The organism is Bradyrhizobium sp. UFLA05-109 (genome assembly GCF_054185165.1).
Genome location: NZ_JBBIAR010000017.1, coordinates 44,630 through 60,602, shown reverse-complemented (window position 1 = coordinate 60,602; position 15,973 = coordinate 44,630). Strand labels below are relative to the sequence as shown.

Sequence of the window (15,973 nt, the reverse complement as noted above, 5' to 3'; positions counted from 1 at the left end):
CTAGAGTGTCCGTCTGGAGCAGGGAATACCGATGCAGACGCCGGACAAGCAGCTTACGGACGAGCAGAGCCACGAGGTTGCGGAGAAAATCCGCGAGGAGCTCGCCAAACGGCGTATCTCCCGGCAGGCGCTGGCCGAGCAGGCCAAGCTGAGCCTGTCGACGCTGGAGAAGGTGCTGGGCGGCCGGCGCCCGTTCACGCTGGCGACCACGGTGCGTCTGGAGCAGGCCTTGGGAGTCTCCTTGCGGAAAAATCACGTCGCACCGCCGGCGCCTGGCGCAGGCAACGATGTCGCGCCCGACAGTCTCGGCTCCTATTCGCACCGCGCGGTGACCTGGCTCGAGGACGTCTACATCACGCTGCGGCCGTCATTCGGCGACAAGGATGCGCTCTTTGCCTACCGCACCGAGATCGCCTGGGAGCCGAAAGTGTCGTCGCTGGTTTTCCGCGAGGGTGAGCGCACGGACGCCGCCTACGAGCATACCGGCGAGGTCGCCGTTCCCCATCAGTCCGGCTTCATCTATCTCGTCATCAACCGGCACGGGCAGCACCGGGTGATCACGGTGTCGCGGCCGACGGTGGCTGGCGAGATGTATGGCATCATCTCGACGCTGCGTGCCGGCCCGGGCTCGCAGCTGACGCCGATCGCGGCACCGATCGCCCTCGTCCCGGCGCGAAACGTCAACACGCCGACCTTGGGGCGGATCTCTCCCGACAACGTCAATTACGCGTTGTACCGTGACCATCTGCGCCGCACGGTGGACGAATCGTTCGCGCTTTTCCTTCCGGTCTAGCGGCTCTTTCGCCGGCGTTGCTTTTTATTGAATCCATTTGCCAGTGTCATTCATGCCCAGTCCGCAAGCCGCGCCCGACGCCGAGCGTCCGCTGTTCTCCGTCATCATTCCGCTTGAATTTCACCGCGGGCAATGGGAGCAGTCATGGCAGGGCTGGATGTCGCAGACCCTCGCGCGTCCGCTTTACGAGATCATCCTGGTCGTGCCGCCGGACTTCTCGCCGCGCGGGAATCTGTCCGCGCTTGCCGACGGTGAGGCGCGGCTCGAATTCTCCGACTCGGCTCATGACATCGGCCTCTGTGCGTTCGGCGCGGCGAAGGCGCGCGGCAGATATCTGTTCTTCACGGAATCGCACTGCTGGCCAGAGCCCAACGTGCTCGCGCTCTGTGTCCGCGCCTTCGAGGATCATCCCGAATGGTCGGGCTTTTCCTGCAAGTCGATTCCGGTCTGCCACAATCGCCTCTCCGAAGCGGAGGCCGCGATGTACCAGGCTGACATCGATTTCGGCATGAAGGTGCATCCATGGCGCAAGGTGCTGGACCAATGCTTCGTGACGCGGCGTGAGGCCTATGAGGAATGCGGCGGCCTGCGCGAGGAGCTCGGCCATTTCGCCGAATGGGTGCTCGCGGCCGCCTACCACGCGCGCGGCCACGTCATCGGGTATCTGGAAGAGGCGCGCTTCCATCATTACTATATCGGACGGCTGTCCGACTTGAAGACGTTCACGCTCGATTTCGTGCAAGGTGAGATCCGCTACCTCAGCGAAGGACGACTCGAGCCCGGCAGCGAGCTTCTGGAAATTCCCGTGGAATGGCGCAGCCAGGACAATTTCGATCCCGCGCTTGCGCGGAGCGCGCTTCGCGCCTTGGTGCTTGATCGCCATTCTTGGTCGGAACGACCTCGCGAGACATGGGACGGATTCCGGCGCTGGGTCGAGCCTGCGCTGTTTGGAGACCTCCTCGCGCGCGGCGCGGCGCGACTCGCAGCAGCCTCTGCCCGTTGCGTCCTGACCGTTCTGGCGCATGTCGGCTCGCGCGAGAGTGTCGCGCGCTGGATGAAGCACTACATTGCTGCCCTGATCGATTTTCAGCGTCTCGATTGCATCCAGCGCGTTCGCGAGGCTGGCGGCGCTCTCTTGCAGCGGTTGGGCGATCAGGTGCTTGCGCAGGCCGGCTTCAATGCCGGGGAGACCTGGCACGGCCGCGCCTTCCGCTGGAGCGAGCCCGAGGCCGCGGTCCGGATCGGCGGAAGCCCCGGCCGCAACGTCGTTCGTGTTGAATGCCTCAACATCCGCGAACCCCTCGATCGAATCGGGCTTCGCTTTTACCTCGACGGCGTACAAATCGCCGACCGATCGATCGCGATCCACGAGGGTGGCTTCGAGCTGCGCCTGGATCTGCCATCGTCCGACGAGGCCACGCTGGCATGGACTTGTCCGCGCTTTGCAGCCGCGGGCGATTCGCGCCGCCTCGGCCTGCCGGTGGTCGGGATCGAAGTCGCAAGCGACACGCAGCCGCGCGAGGTTTGATGCTCAGGCGGTCGCTCGCGTGGCCTTGTCGACTTCCGAAGCGGCCGAAAATTCCTGGCGCAGCGTTGGCTTGTGGATCTTGCCGGTGGCGTTGCGTGGCAGCGCGTCGACGAAGCGGACCTGGCGCGGACATTTGAAGCGCGCGAGATTGGCTGCGCAGTGCACGAAGATATCCGCTTCACTCAAGGTTTGTCCCGGCTTGAGCGCAACGATGGCAAGGCCGACCTCGCCCCATTGCGCATCGGGAATGCCGATCACGGCGGCTTCCGCGATGGCCGCGATTTGATGCAGGACGTTCTCGACCTCGGCCGGATAGACGTTCTCGCCGCCGGAAATGTACATGTCCTTCCAGCGATCCACGATGTAGTAAAAACCCTCCTCATCGATGCGCGTCGCATCGCCCGTATGCAGCCAGCCGTCCGTGAAGGAGGATTTGTTGGCTTCCGGCCGGTTCCAGTAGCCGGGCGTGATGTTCGGTCCCTTCACCCAGAGCTCGCCAAGCTCGCCGACAGCGGCATCGCTGCCGTCGGGCCGCACGATCCGCACCTCCGTATGCAGCACCGGCTTGCCGGCGGAACCTGCTTTCCGCGCTGCATCCTCGCGGTCAAGCACCAGCACGGCCGGCGAGGTCTCGGTCATGCCGTAGCCCTGCTGAAGCGCGACACCGCGCGTCTCCCAGTCTTTCAGCAGCGGCAGCGGCATCGGCGCGCCGCCGACGCCGCAGGTCACGAGCCGGCTCAGATCCGTGGTGGCGAAGGCCGGATGCTGCGCCATGAACTGGTAGATCGCGGGCACGCCGAAGAACACGTTGATGCCTTGCGTGGGGTCGCCGAGCAGTTGCAGCGCGAGGGCGGGATCGAAGGTGCGCATGATCAGCACGGTGCCGCCGGCATGCAGCGCCGGGTTGGTGTAGCAGTTGAGCCCGCCGGTGTGGAACAGCGGCAGCACGGTGAGCAGCACCGTGGACGGCCCGATGCCGGCAGGGCCCCCGAGATTGACGCAATTCCAGAACGTCATGCCGTGGGTGATGGTCGCGCCCTTGGGGTGACCCGTGGTGCCCGAGGTGTACATGATGGTCGAGATGTCATCGAGCGTGACTTGCTCGATCCGGTCGAGCGGCGTTGCCGCCGCGATGCCGGCCTCGTACGAGCCTCCAGGGCCAAGTAGTAGCGTCGTGCCGACGCCGCAGAGGTTTGTCACCGCAAGCGCGGTCTCGGCGAGATCGCCGTCATGGACCATCACCTTCGGCGCGCAATCGCCGACGATGAACTGCAATTCGGGAACGGTGAGGCGGGTATTCAGCGGCACGAAGACCGCGCCGAGCCGGAAGCAGGCGAACTGCACCTCCAGCGTGTCGGTCGTGTTTTGCGCCAGCACCGTCACGCGATCGCCGCGCGAGACCTTGAGGCTGTCGCGCAGATGCGTGGCGAGGCGCGAGATGCGTGCGTCGAATTGCGCGTAGCTGAAGCGGCGCTCGCTGGCGAAATCGACGACCGCGATCTTGTCAGGCGCGCGGCGGCTGTGATGGGCGATCCAGTCGTAATGGCGAACGGTCAAGTGTCCCTCCTTTTGCGGTCTTGCGCCGTCTGCCTCTCATTGCCGTGCAACATGCCAGGCCGGCCCCGAGGGGCTGGCCTGAGTTTTGAGCAAGTTTCTTTTTGGTTCGGAGTTGGTCCGCGAGGGGCTAAACTGTCTTGCGTTGAGTTGCTGGCGCATGGCCGGACCGAAGTCGGGTGCCCCCGGCCCAGCCACTCGACGCAAGTGGGCGGGTGGTGTTCCGGCCATGGTGGCAACAAGAATCGCCGCCAGCGAAAGCGATCACGCGATGACGAGCCCGTTCTATACCGCCGAGCACGACGCCTTCCGCGCCGTGATGCGTCGTTTCGTCGAAAAGGAGATCGAGCCTCACGCCCATGAGTGGGACGAGGCCGGCGAATTCCCGCGCGCGTTGTATCGCAAGGCCGCCGAGATCGGCCTCTTGGGGCTTGGGTTCCCCGAGGAATTTGGCGGCGTCCTCGCCGACCAGTTCATGAGGATCGTGGCGAGCCAGGAGCTGGCGCGCGCCGGTGCCGGCGGCATCAGTGCGTCGCTGATGAGCCATACCATCGGCTCGCCGCCGATCGCGCGCGCCGCGCGGCCCGAGATCAAGGCCAGGGTGCTGCCGCAGATTCTCGCCGGCGAAAAGATCTCCGCGCTCGCGATCACCGAGCCGAGCGGCGGCTCCGACGTTGCAAACCTCCGCACCAAGGCGCGGCGTGAAGGCGATCACTACGTCGTGAGCGGCGAGAAGACGTTCATCACCTCAGGCATGCGCGCCGACTATCTGACCGTCGCCGTCCGCACGGGCGGTGATGGCGCCGGCGGCGTCAGCCTTTTGCTGATCGAGGGCGACACACCCGGCCTGTCGCGTACGAAACTGAAGAAGATGGGCTGGTGGGCCTCCGACACCGCGATGCTGCATTTCGACGAGTGCCGCGTGCCGGCCGAGAACCTGATCGGCGAGGAGGGGCAGGGCTTCAAATTCATCATGCAGAACTTCAACAGCGAGCGCATGGGCATGGCGGCCGGCTGCACGGCCTTCGCGCGCGTCTGCCTCGATGAGACGATCGCCTATGCTCGTGAGCGCAAGACCTTCGGCAAGCCGCTCGCCCAGCACCAGGTGATCCGCCACAAGATCGTCGACATGGCGCAGAAGGTCGCGGCGTCCCAGGCGATGCTGGAGATGCTGGCTTGGCGGCTCGAGCAGGGCGAGAGCCCGGTGGCCGAAATCTGCATGATGAAGAACCAGGCGACACAGACCATGGCATTCTGCGCCTCGGAGGCCGTGCAGATCTTTGGCGGCGCGGGTTTCATGCGCGGGATCAAGGCCGAGCGCATCTACCGAGAGGTCAAGGTCAACGCTATCGGCGGCGGCACCGAGGAGATCATGAAGGATCTGGCATCGCGTCAGATGGGCTTGTGACGGCGAAGCCGTCAGGGGGCGACGCGAAGCGTCGAACCCGGAATCTCGATATTTTTTGGACTCATCTCTGGATTCCGGGTTCGCGCTTCGCGCGCCCCGGAATGACGAAGGAAAAGAAATGCTGTTCACCGCCGACCACGACGACATTCGCCGGAGCTTGCAAAAGTTCATCGCCAACGAGATCAATCCTCATGTCGATGAATGGGAGAAGGCCGACATCTTTCCGGCGCACGAGTTGTTCAAGAAGATGGGCCACCTCGGATTCCTCGGGCTGAACAAGCCGGTCGAGTTCGGCGGCTCGGGCCTCGATTACTCCTACGCGCTGATGATGGCGGAGGAGCTAGGGGCGATCACCTGTGGCGGGGTGCCGATGGCGATCGGCGTGCAGACTGATATGGCGACGCCGGCGCTGGCCCGATTCGGCTCTGACGAGATGCGGCGCGAGTTCCTGGCGCCCTCGATCGCGGGCGATTACGTCGCCTGCATCGGCGTCTCCGAGCCCGGCGCTGGCTCCGACGTCGCCTCGATCAAGACCAATGCGCGCCCCGACGGCGACGACTACGTCATCAACGGCGGCAAGATGTGGATCACCAACGGCACGCAGGCCGACTGGATCTGCTTGCTCGCCAACACCAGCGATGGACCCTTTCACCGCAACAAGTCGCTGATCTGCGTCCCCATGAAGAGCAAGGGCGTCACGGTGGCCCGCAAGCTCGACAAGATGGGCATGCGCTCCTCAGACACTGCCCAGATCTTCTTCGACGATGTCCGCGTGCCCAGGCGCAACCGGATCGGCGAGGAGGGCAAGGGCTTTACCTACCAGATGATCCAGTTCCAGGAGGAGCGCCTGTGGGGCGCGGCCGCCTGCCTGAAGGCGCACGAATACATCATCAACGAGACGATCGAATATACCCGCGCCCGCAGGGCCTTCGGCCAAAGCATCCTCGACAACCAGGTCGTGCACTTCAAGCTCGCGGAGATGCAGACCGAGGTCGAGCTATTGCGCGCCCTGGTCTATCGTGCCGGCGAGGCGCTGGTTGCAGGAGAGGACGTGACGAAGCTCGCGACCATGGCCAAGCTCAAGGCCGGCCGCTTGGGACGTGAGCTCACCGATGCCTGCTTGCAATACTGGGGCGGCATGGGTTTTACCAACGAGACGCCGGTCAGCCGTGCCTATCGCGACAGCCGCCTGACCTCGATCGGCGGCGGCGCCGATGAGGTGATGCTGATGGTCCTGTGCAAGATGATGGGCACGCTGCCCGGCAGCAAGGGAACCGCCTGATGATCACCCTCTATCACTGCGACGCCGCGCGCTCCTTCCGCCCGCTCTGGATGCTGGAGGAAATGGGGCTGCCGTATGAGCTGAAGATGCTGCCATTCCCGCCGCGCGTCTTCGCCAAGGAGTACCTCGCGATCAATCCGCTCGGAACGATCCCCTATCTGATCGACAGCGAGACGCGGATGACGGAGTCTTCCGGCATCTGCCACTATCTCGGCACCCGATACGGGCCGACGCCGCTGATGGTCGACGCCAATGATCCCGATTTCGGCGCCTTCCTGAACTGGATGTATTTCAGCGACGCGACGTTAACCTTCCCGCAGACGCTGGTGCTCCGTTACGCCCAGCTCGAGCCGGAAGAGCGGCGTAATCCGCAGGTCGCCAGCGACTACGCAAAATGGTTCCTTGGGCGCCTGCGCGCGGTCGAGGCAGCGACCGCAAATGCTGAAGCCTTGTGCGCCGGCCGCTTCACCGCCGCCGACATCGTGATCGGCTATGCCCTGCGGCTTGCAGAAAGCATCGGGCTTTCTCGGGATTTCGGGCCACATGTCACAGCCTATTGGGCCCGCCTGCAACAGCGCGAGGGTTTCAAGCGGGCGGTGGCGGCGGAACGTAAGGCTGGAATCGAGCAGAACGTCGCGCCAAGGCTGAGAGCTTGAAGGGGAACCGTCATTCCGGGGCGCCCGAAGGGCGAGCCCGGAATCTCGAGATTCCGGGTTCGATGCCTGCTTTGCATCGCCCCGGAATGACGATGATTTGTGACAGCGCTATCCCGCCGTGACACCACGCAAAATTCCGCTAAGGTGGCCCCGTCCGCGGCGGCCGAAGAGCCGCGCGAGGAGGACCGCCGATGGAAGATAAAGGTCGCGAATCCGACCATCTGATGCTGATTACGCCGGAGCGCGTGTTCTACGCCGGGCTACTCGGCCGGCCGCGCCGGCGCACCGCAGGCTGCTGCCACGTCTATGTCGCGGTGAAGGGCAGCCTGCATCTGACCATCGACGACGTCCACACCACTGACGTCCTGGTCGTGACCCTGCCGAACCAGCGCCACACCATCGCGAGCGACTACCGCACCGTCATCAGCGTCACGCTCGAGCCCGAGAGCATGCCGGACGGCGTGATCGAGGCACTGAGCCAGCGCCTGACTGGACCGGACAAGGCCGACTACGCGCGAAAAATCCTCGCCGCCTACGCGTTCCTACGCCAGCGCCGCTATGGCGACGTCACCACCGCCGAATTCGACGAGATGTGCTTTGACGAGGCGCTGCCGCGCCGCATGCTCGACCTGCGCGTGATGCGGGCGATCGCGCGCATCGAGCGTTTCTCCGGGGAGCCGGTGACGGCGGAAGCTTGCGCAGCGGAAGCTGGCCTCTCGGCTTCGCGGTTCCTGCACCTGTTCAAGGAGGAGACCGGCATCTCCTTCCGCTCCTTCCGCGCCTGGAAGCGCGCGCGGTATCTCCTTCATTTCGCCAACCAGGACCTCAACCTCGCTCATCTCGCGCAGGACATCGGCTATCCCGACAGCACACATTTCAGCCATTCGATCCGCCGCTTTTATGGCCTGAAGCCGCGCGCCATCTTCGTCGGCTCGCGCGATCTCGCCATCTATCGCAGCGGCGAGACGGTGAAGCTTGCGGAAGCAAGCTAGCCACGAATTGTAGGGTGGGTTAGCCGAAGGCGTAACCCACCGCTTCTGCATCCGCGGGACGCGCCTTGGTGGGTTACGCTTCGCTAACCCACCCTACGCAGCGACGTTTCCTGCCCTAGCTTCTCCGCGCAAGAAGCCATCCTCGCCAGGTCACATGATCGCAGCGTTGCATCCTCAACCTGCGAGATATCCAAGGCATGAGCGACAAGGCCGTCATCACCTGCGCGCTGAACGGCGTGCTCACCGACCCCAGGCAGCACAATGTGCCGGTGACGCCCGAAGAGATGGCGCGCGAGGCCAGGGCTGCGTTCGACGCCGGCGCCAGCATCATGCACATCCATCTGCGCCAGCAGGCGCCGAACAAGGGGCACCTGCCGTCCTGGGAGGTCGGCGTCTCGCGCGAAATCCAGCAAGCGATCCGCGAGGCTTGCCCTGGCGTGATCATCAATCACACCTCGGGCGTATCCGGGCCGAACTACGGCGGCGCGCTCGATTGCATCCGCGAGACCAAGCCGGAGATCGCCGCCTGCAACGCCGGCTCGCTGAACTATCTCAAGGTGAAGGCCGATCATAGCTGGGCCTGGCCGCCGATGATGTTCGACAACGCGGTCGAAAAAGTGAAGGACTATCTCGACGTCATGAACGCAGTCGCCACCATCCCCGAGTTCGAATGTTTTGACGTCGGCATCGTCCGCTGTGTCGGCATGTATACCGAAGTCGGCATGTACAAGGGACCGCTCGAATATAATTTCGTCATGGGCGTAGCCTCCGGCATGCCCGCTGATCCCGAGCTGCTGCCGATCCTGCTCAAGCTGAAGCGTCCCGAGGCGCATTGGCAGGTCACGGCAATCGGCCGTGAGGAAATCTGGCCGCTGCACCAGCGCTGCGCCGATCTCGGTGGGCATCTGCGAACCGGTCTCGAGGACACCTTCTATCTCGCCGACGGCAAGAAGGTGACGTCGAACGGCCAGTTGATCGAAGCGGTGGCCGCCTGCGCGCGGCGTGCCGGCCGCGAGATCGCGAGTCCGGCCGAGGCGCGGAAGATATTTGGGACGAATCGCTGAACGTCGTTCCGGGACGCGCGAAGCGCGAACGCCAATTCGCAATTGCGAATTGTGGAACCTCGAGATTCCGGGTTCGATGCTACGCATCGCCCCGGAATGACGGAGCAAGTTGTGGCACTCATCGAAAACACCATCTCCTCCGGCAGCGCCGCCTACCACGCCAATCGTGACGGCATGCTGGCGCTGATCGATCGCATGCGTGCGCTGGAGGAGCGCTCGCGCGCGGCATCCGCCGCCGCGAAGGACCGCTTCCACAAACGCGGCCAGCTCCTGCCGCGCGAGCGCGTCGCGCTGGTGCTCGATCCCGGCGCGCCCTTCATCGAGCTCTCGACGCTTGCCGGCTATATGTTCGACGTTCCCGATGTCAACAAGAGCGTGCCGGGCGGTGGCGTCATCGCAGGCATCGGCTTCGTCTCGGGCATTCGCTGCATGGTCAGCGCCAGCGACGCCGGCATCGATGCCGGCGCGCTGCAACCTTATGGCCTCGACAAGACGCTGCGCGTGCAGGAGCTCGCGCTGGAGAACAAGCTGCCTTACGTGCAGCTCGTCGAAAGCGCCGGCGCCAATCTCTTGCGCTACCGCGTCGAGGATTTCGTCCGTGGCGGCAACATCTTTCGTAACCTCGCGCGGCTGTCGGCGGCGGGCCTTCCCGTCGTGACCGTGACGCATGGCTCCTCAACGGCCGGGGGGGCCTATCAGACGGGTCTGTCCGACTACATCGTCATGGTGCGTGGCCGAACCCGCGCCTTCCTCGCGGGACCACCGTTGCTCAAGGCCGCAACCGGCGAGATCGCGACCGAGGAAGAGCTCGGCGGCGCCGAGATGCACACGCAGATCTCCGGCCTTGGCGACTACCTTGCGGAAGATGATCGCGATGCCCTGCGCATCGCACGTGAGATTATGGCGGCGCTGGAATGGGAACGGCCGGTCAGGGTAGCCAGGCAATACAAGCCGCCGCGCTACGATCAGGACGAGCTGCTCGGCATCATGCCGATGGATCACAAGCGTCCCGTCGACATGAAGCAGGTCATCGCGCGCATCGTCGACGATTCCGACTTCACCGAGATGGCGTCGAACTATGGCCCCGCCACCGTCTGCGGCCATGGCCGCATCGAGGGCCAGGCGATTGGCATCATTACCAACAACGGTCCGCTCGATCCAGCCGGCGCCAACAAGGCGACCCACTTCATCCAGGCCTGCTGCCAGACCCGCACGCCGCTGCTGTATCTGAACAACACCACTGGCTACATGGTCGGCAAATCCTACGAAGAAGCCGGCATGATCAAGCACGGCTCGAAGATGATTCAGGCGGTGACGTCGGCGACCGTCCCGCAGATCACCATCTATTGCGGCGCCTCCTTCGGCGCCGGCAATTACGGCATGTGCGGCCGGGGCTTCCATCCGCGCTTCTGCTTCTCCTGGCCCAATGCCAAGACCGCCGTGATGGGCGGCGAGCAGGCGGCCGAGACCATGGCGATCGTGACGGAGGCTGCCGCCGCACGGCGCGGCAAGCCGATTGAGCGGGAGAAGCTGGATGCCATGAAGGCGCAGATCATCGGCGTGTTCGATGGCCAGATGGATGTGTTCTCGACCAGCGCGCGGGTTCTCGATGACGGCGTCATCGATCCGCGCGATACTCGCGCTGTTCTCTCGGAAGTGCTCGCGATCTGCCGTGAGGGCGACGCTCGTACGCCGCAGCGCATGCAATTTTCGGTGGCCCGTCCATGAGGAACGGATCAGTCCAGCACCGGCCGTTCTTCAAGGTCCTGATCGCTAATCGCGGCGAGATCGCGCTCCGGTTGATGCGGAGCGCGCGGCGGCTTGGCCTTGGCGTGGTCGCAGTCTATTCGGATGCGGATCGCGATGCCTTGCATGTGCGGCAGGCTGACCAGGCCGTGCGGATCGGCGAAGCGCCGCCCGCGCAATCCTATCTCAACATCCCTGCGATCATCACCGCGGCAAAGGCAAGCGGCGCGGATGCCGTGCATCCCGGCTATGGCTTCCTCGCCGAGAACGAGGCGTTCGCGCAGGCCTGCAAGGATGCGGGCCTCGTCTTCATCGGCCCATCGCCGCTGGCAATCGAGGCGATGGGTAACAAGGCCGGCGCCAAGGAGATCATGAAGAAGGCCGGCGTACCTATCGTTCCCGGTTATCAAGGTACCGACCAGAGTGACGAGGTGATGCTCGCGGAAGCCGCGAAGATCGGCTTCCCCGTGATGATCAAGGCAGTCGCCGGGGGCGGCGGCCGCGGCATGCGGCTCGTGACCGAGGTCGCGTCCTTCCCCGGCGCGCTGCGCAGCGCACGCTCCGAGGCGAAGGCCGCGTTTGGCGATCCCACGGTCATCCTCGAACGTGCCATCCAGAATCCGCGGCACATCGAGATTCAGGTGTTCGGCGATGCTCATGGCAACGCCATCCATCTCGGTGAGCGCGATTGCTCCGTGCAGCGGCGGCACCAGAAGCTGATCGAGGAGGCGCCGTCGCCGGCAGTGACGCCGCAGCTGCGTGCGAGGATGGGTGAGGTTGCCGTCGCAGCCGTGAAGGCGCTGCGCTACGAGGGCGCCGGCACGCTGGAGTTCCTGCTCGACGAAAGCGGCGCGTTCTACTTCATGGAGATGAACACGCGCCTCCAGGTCGAGCATCCCGTGACCGAAGCGATCACCGGCCTGGACCTCGTTGAACTGCAACTGCGCGTCGCGCGCGGCGAACCGCTGCCGGTCAAGCAGCAGGACGTTAAATTCGACGGTCACGCCATCGAGGTGCGGCTGTGCTCGGAGGACGCCGCGCACGAGTTCATGCCGCAGTCCGGCCGCATGGCGCGTTGGCAGGTGCCGGAAGGCATCCGTGTCGAGCACGCGCTGCAATCGGGCACGGAGATCCCGCCGTTCTACGATTCCATGATCGCCAAGGTCATCAGCCATGGCGCAACGCGCGAGGAGGCGCGAAGTCGCCTGCTCTGCGGGCTGGAGCAGCTCATCGCCTTCGGCGTCACCACCAACCAGGCGTTCCTGATGTCGTGCCTGCGACATCCCGGCTTTGCCAGGGGCGAGGCGACGACGGCTTTCATCGGCACGCATCGCGACGAACTGCTAGCGCCACGCAAGAACGGCGCGTTCGACGCGGCGCTCGCGGGCCTGCTGCTTTACGTCACCAACCCGCGCGCCCCGGCATGGCGTAGCGGGCGAAGCTTGGCGGCGACGTTTCCGCTGCCGGCGAAGATCGAGATGGACGGTCACACGCATGAGCTCGAAGTCGGGCGCGAGCGCGATGGCGGCTACATCGTCTCCATCGATAGGCGGGAGCATAGGTTCGAGGTCGATGAGCTGGACGCGGAGACGATTCGTTTCCACCATGAAGGCCTCATGGACACCGTAAAGTTTCTGCGCGATGGCGATCGGCTGTACCTCCAGCACCGCGGCCTCCCGCTCGTGGTAACCGATCTCACCCTTGCCCCGCCGAAGGCCGCCGCAGCCAACGGCGGCGACGGCAAGGTCCGCGCCGCCATGAACGGCCGCGTCGTCGCCGTGCTGGTCAAGCCCGGCGATCGCGTCACCGCCGGCCAGCCGGTGATGACGCTGGAGGCGATGAAGATGGAGCACGTCCACAAGGCCGGCATCGATGGCGTGGTCACGGCAATCGATGTTGCGGAAGGCGAGCAGGTGACGACGGGGAAGATCGTGGTGGAGATTGAGCCGCAAACACCGCAATCGTAGGGTGGGTTAGCCGTAGGCGTAACCCACCTCTTTGGTTTCCGCGACGACAGAAGCGGTGGGTTACGCTTCGCTAACCCACCCTACAATTCTATTGCCCCCGCCCCGTCCCCTCATTGAGCAAACACGCCACCTGGTGCCGGTCGCCGGCCTCCACCAGCGCGGGCCGTTCCGTCTTGCATCGCTCCATCGCAAAACGGCAACGGGTGTGGAACGCGCATCCCGACGGCGGATTGACCGGGCTCGGCACGTCGCCATCAACGAGCGGTGGCAGTCGCTTCGCATGCGGGTTGGCGATCGGGACCGAGGCGAGCAGGGCCTGCGTATAGGGATGGCGCGGATTCCTGAATAGCTCATCCTTGTCCGCGATCTCGACGATGCGTCCGAGATACATCACCGCGACACGGTGGCTGATATGGGCGACCACAGCCAGATCATGCGCGATGAAGAGATAGGAGAAGCCGTGCTGTCGTTGCAGGTCGATCAGCAGGTTGATCACCTGGGCCTGGATCGAGACATCGAGTGCCGAGACGGGTTCGTCGCAGACGATCAGCCGCGGCTGTAGCGCGAGCGCCCTCGCGATGCAGATGCGCTGGCGCTGGCCGCCGGAGAACTGGTGCGGGAAATTGCGCATCTGGTCGGGCCGCAGGCCCACGTGCTCGAACAGTTTTGCGACCTGTGTCTCCAGCGCCTTGCCGCTGGCGAGGCCATGCACCGCGAGCGGCTCGCCGACGATGTCGCCCGCGGTCATGCGCGGGTTGAGCGAGGCGAAGGGATCCTGGAACACGATCTGCATCGAACGGCGATGCGGTCGCAGCTCGGTCTTGGAGAGATGCGTGATGTCCTCGCCGTCGAGGCGGATCTGGCCAGAGGTCGGCTCGACCAGCCGCAGCACGCTGCGTGCGACCGTCGACTTGCCGCAGCCCGATTCTCCGACGAGACCGAGCGTCTCGCCCGTTTGAAGCGAGAAGCTGACGCCGTCAACCGCATGCACGGTGCCGACTTGCCGCCGCAGCACGCCGGCGCGCACCGGATAGTGCTTGATCAGGTCGGTGACCTCGAGCACCGCCTCGCTCATGCCACCTCCTCCGCGACGTCGGCCGCGCGCCAGCAGGCGGCGAGATGGCCGCCGCCCCAATCCTGAAGCGGCGGATATTCGGCCTCGCAGCGCTTGATGGCGAGCTTGCAACGCGGCGCGAAGGCGCAGCCCTGTGGAAGCCGCACCAGCGACGGCACGGTGCCGGGAATTTCGTTTAGCCGCGCCTGCGCCACGACGCCGGAAGCCGGTACCGCCGGGATCGAAGCCATCAGTCCGCGCGTATAGGGATGCTTTGGCGCGGCGAACAGTGCCTCGACGCTCGCTTCCTCGACCTTCTTGCCCGCATACATCACGATCACGCGCTGCGCGGTCTGCGCGACGACACCGAGATCATGCGTAATCAGCACGAGGCCGGTGCCGAGCTGCTTCTGAAGGTCGAGGATCAGCGCCAAAATCTGCGCCTGAATGGTGACGTCGAGGGCGGTGGTCGGCTCGTCCGCGATCAGCAGCGCCGGCCGGCACGCCAGAGCCATCGCGATCATCGCGCGCTGGCGCATGCCGCCTGAAAGCTGATGCGGATATTCCTTTGCGCGCCGCGCCGGTTCCGGGATGCGCACCAGCCGGAGCATCTCGACCGCGATGTTGTGGGCTTCCCTGGTCGAGATCTTCCTGTGCAGCCGCACCGCCTCCGTGATCTGGTCGCCGATCCGCATCACGGGATTGAGCGAGGTCATCGGCTCCTGGAAGATCATGGAAATGCGGTTGCCCCGGATCGCGCGCATTTTCGTGTCATCCAGCGCGAGCAGGTCGGTGCCCTCGAGCGTCACTGAGCCGCCGACAATGCGTCCGGGTGGATCCGGCACCAGCCGCATAAGGGAGAGGGCGGTGACGCTCTTGCCGCAGCCGGACTCGCCGACGATCGCCAGCGTCTCGCCGCGCCGCACGCGGAATGAGACGTCGTCGACCGCCTTGAAGAGCCCCGAATTGGTGAAGAACACCGTTTTCAGGTTCTTGACATCGAGCACGAGATCGGAGGCGTCGCTCATCAGCCGCGCTGCCTCGGGTCGAGGATGTCGCGCAGTGCGTCGCCGAACAAATTGGTGCCGAACACGGCGAGGCTAATGGCAATGCCCGGGAAGATGACGAGCCACGGTGCGGTGCGGACATATTCGGCGGCGGATTCCGACAGCATGCGGCCCCAGGACGGGTAGGGCTCGGGAATACCGAGGCCAAGGAACGAGAGCGAAGCTTCGGTGAGGATGGTCGAGCCGAGCTGCGCAGTGGCGAGCACGATCAGCGGCGCCAGCGTGTTCGGCAGCACGTGGCGGAGCGCGATCCGCACCTCGCTCATGCCGATCGATTTGGCGGCTTCCACGAACGGCTGCTCGCGCAAGGCCAGCGTATTGGCGCGGATCACGCGCGCCACCGTCGGGATCAGCGGAATGGCGATCGCGATGATGACGTTCGGCAGTGACGGCCCGAGCGCCGCCGTCATCACCAGCGCCAGCACCAGCAGCGGCAGCGCCTGGAGAATGTCGGAGACGCGCTGGAACACGAGATCGACCCAGCCCGAGAGGTAGCCCGAGGTGAGGCCGACGATGACGCCGATTGACGCGCCGAGCGTAGTCGAGCCGAGCCCGACCGCGAGCGAGATCCGCGCGCCGTGGATGATGCGGCTGAAGACGTCGCGGCCAAAGGAATCCGTGCCCATCCAGTGCAGCGCGCTTGGGCGCGCCAGCGCATGCGCGGCATCCACGGTGAGGGGATCGAAGCGGGCGAGGACGTTGGCGAAGATCGCGGTGAGCACGAACAGCGTCATGATGATCAGTCCGGCCGCGCCCAGCACATGCCGCTGCGCCAGGAACAGCACGCGCAGCCAGCCTTCGGTCGCGCCGGCGCCGGCGCGCTTCAGTTCGAGATCATAATCGATCGCGGCCAAGCAGGTCT

13 protein-coding genes are annotated in these 15,973 nt (G+C 65.0%); 9 read left to right on the top strand and 4 right to left on the bottom strand.

Features of this window, described 5'->3' with window-relative positions; all coding sequences use genetic code 11:
- Positions 1 to 31 precede the first annotated feature (31 nt).
- Together Q3C01_RS14685 and Q3C01_RS14680 are read left to right on the top strand one after the other, a co-directional pair.
- A complete protein-coding gene (locus Q3C01_RS14685) occupies positions 32 to 793 on the top strand; it encodes a helix-turn-helix domain-containing protein (protein WP_458146036.1) in 762 nt (253 codons plus the stop codon).
- 52 nt (positions 794 to 845) lie between these two features.
- A complete protein-coding gene (locus tag Q3C01_RS14680; protein WP_458146035.1) occupies positions 846 to 2,321 on the top strand; it encodes a glycosyltransferase family 2 protein in 1,476 nt (491 codons plus the stop codon).
- Between the two features lie 3 nt (positions 2,322 to 2,324).
- On the opposite strand, the gene Q3C01_RS14675 is transcribed toward Q3C01_RS14680, so the two are convergent.
- Entirely contained in the window at positions 2,325 to 3,878 is a 1,554-nt protein-coding gene (locus Q3C01_RS14675) for an acyl-CoA synthetase (RefSeq protein ID WP_458146034.1), read from the bottom strand.
- A 268-nt stretch (positions 3,879 to 4,146) separates the two neighbouring features.
- Here Q3C01_RS14675 and Q3C01_RS14670 point away from each other — a divergent pair, with 268 nt between their 5' ends.
- From Q3C01_RS14670 to Q3C01_RS14640, 7 genes are all read left to right on the top strand, one after another.
- Positions 4,147 to 5,283, top strand: coding sequence for an acyl-CoA dehydrogenase family protein (locus Q3C01_RS14670; RefSeq protein ID WP_458146108.1), 1,137 nt, complete (start codon positions 4,147 to 4,149; stop codon positions 5,281 to 5,283).
- A 118-nt stretch (positions 5,284 to 5,401) separates the two neighbouring features.
- Positions 5,402 to 6,565, top strand: a complete 1,164-nt coding sequence (locus Q3C01_RS14665) for an acyl-CoA dehydrogenase family protein (RefSeq protein ID WP_458146033.1) — start codon at positions 5,402 to 5,404, stop codon at positions 6,563 to 6,565.
- Positions 6,565 to 7,221, top strand: coding sequence for a glutathione S-transferase family protein (locus Q3C01_RS14660; protein ID WP_458146032.1), 657 nt, complete (start codon positions 6,565 to 6,567; stop codon positions 7,219 to 7,221). The genes Q3C01_RS14665 and Q3C01_RS14660 overlap by 1 nt, the downstream gene beginning before the upstream one ends.
- A gap of 191 nt (positions 7,222 to 7,412) precedes the next feature.
- Positions 7,413 to 8,213 carry a helix-turn-helix transcriptional regulator gene (locus Q3C01_RS14655; protein ID WP_458146031.1) on the top strand — a complete coding sequence of 267 codons (801 nt, stop codon included), beginning with the start codon at positions 7,413 to 7,415 and terminating at the stop codon, positions 8,211 to 8,213.
- A gap of 197 nt (positions 8,214 to 8,410) precedes the next feature.
- Entirely contained in the window at positions 8,411 to 9,277 is an 867-nt protein-coding gene (locus Q3C01_RS14650; RefSeq protein WP_458146030.1) for a beta-keto acid cleavage family enzyme, read from the top strand.
- Between the two features lie 111 nt (positions 9,278 to 9,388).
- Entirely contained in the window at positions 9,389 to 11,005 is a 1,617-nt protein-coding gene (locus Q3C01_RS14645; RefSeq protein WP_458146029.1) for an acyl-CoA carboxylase subunit beta, read from the top strand.
- Entirely contained in the window at positions 11,002 to 12,990 is a 1,989-nt protein-coding gene (locus Q3C01_RS14640; RefSeq protein WP_458146028.1) for an acetyl/propionyl/methylcrotonyl-CoA carboxylase subunit alpha, read from the top strand. The genes Q3C01_RS14645 and Q3C01_RS14640 overlap by 4 nt, the downstream gene beginning before the upstream one ends.
- Positions 12,991 to 13,078: 88 nt before the next feature.
- On the opposite strand, the gene Q3C01_RS14635 is transcribed toward Q3C01_RS14640, so the two are convergent.
- The 3 genes from Q3C01_RS14635 to Q3C01_RS14625 are packed head-to-tail and all read right to left on the bottom strand — an operon-like array spanning position 13,079 to position 15,965.
- A complete protein-coding gene (locus Q3C01_RS14635; RefSeq protein ID WP_458146027.1) occupies positions 13,079 to 14,065 on the bottom strand; it encodes an ABC transporter ATP-binding protein in 987 nt (328 codons plus the stop codon).
- A complete protein-coding gene (locus Q3C01_RS14630; RefSeq protein WP_458146026.1) occupies positions 14,062 to 15,072 on the bottom strand; it encodes an ABC transporter ATP-binding protein in 1,011 nt (336 codons plus the stop codon). Before Q3C01_RS14630 ends, Q3C01_RS14635 begins: the two co-directional genes overlap by 4 nt.
- Positions 15,072 to 15,965: an ABC transporter permease gene (locus Q3C01_RS14625; RefSeq protein ID WP_458146025.1), complete on the bottom strand. Its 894-nt coding sequence runs from the start codon at positions 15,963 to 15,965 to the stop codon at positions 15,072 to 15,074. Before Q3C01_RS14625 ends, Q3C01_RS14630 begins: the two co-directional genes overlap by 1 nt.
- Between the last annotated feature and the right edge of the window lie 8 nt (positions 15,966 to 15,973).

Coding starts and splice junctions, on each gene's coding strand:
- Q3C01_RS14685 (WP_458146036.1), top strand. CDS start 32: ATGCAGACGCCGGACAAGCAGCTTACGGACGAGCAGAGCCACGAGGTT.
- Q3C01_RS14680 (WP_458146035.1), top strand. CDS start 846: ATGCCCAGTCCGCAAGCCGCGCCCGACGCCGAGCGTCCGCTGTTCTCC.
- Q3C01_RS14670 (WP_458146108.1), top strand. CDS start 4,147: ATGACGAGCCCGTTCTATACCGCCGAGCACGACGCCTTCCGCGCCGTG.
- Q3C01_RS14665 (WP_458146033.1), top strand. CDS start 5,402: ATGCTGTTCACCGCCGACCACGACGACATTCGCCGGAGCTTGCAAAAG.
- Q3C01_RS14660 (WP_458146032.1), top strand. CDS start 6,565: ATGATCACCCTCTATCACTGCGACGCCGCGCGCTCCTTCCGCCCGCTC.
- Q3C01_RS14655 (WP_458146031.1), top strand. CDS start 7,413: ATGGAAGATAAAGGTCGCGAATCCGACCATCTGATGCTGATTACGCCG.
- Q3C01_RS14650 (WP_458146030.1), top strand. CDS start 8,411: ATGAGCGACAAGGCCGTCATCACCTGCGCGCTGAACGGCGTGCTCACC.
- Q3C01_RS14640 (WP_458146028.1), top strand. CDS start 11,002: ATGAGGAACGGATCAGTCCAGCACCGGCCGTTCTTCAAGGTCCTGATC.
- Q3C01_RS14635 (WP_458146027.1), bottom strand. CDS start 14,065: ATGAGCGAGGCGGTGCTCGAGGTCACCGACCTGATCAAGCACTATCCG.
- Q3C01_RS14630 (WP_458146026.1), bottom strand. CDS start 15,072: ATGAGCGACGCCTCCGATCTCGTGCTCGATGTCAAGAACCTGAAAACG.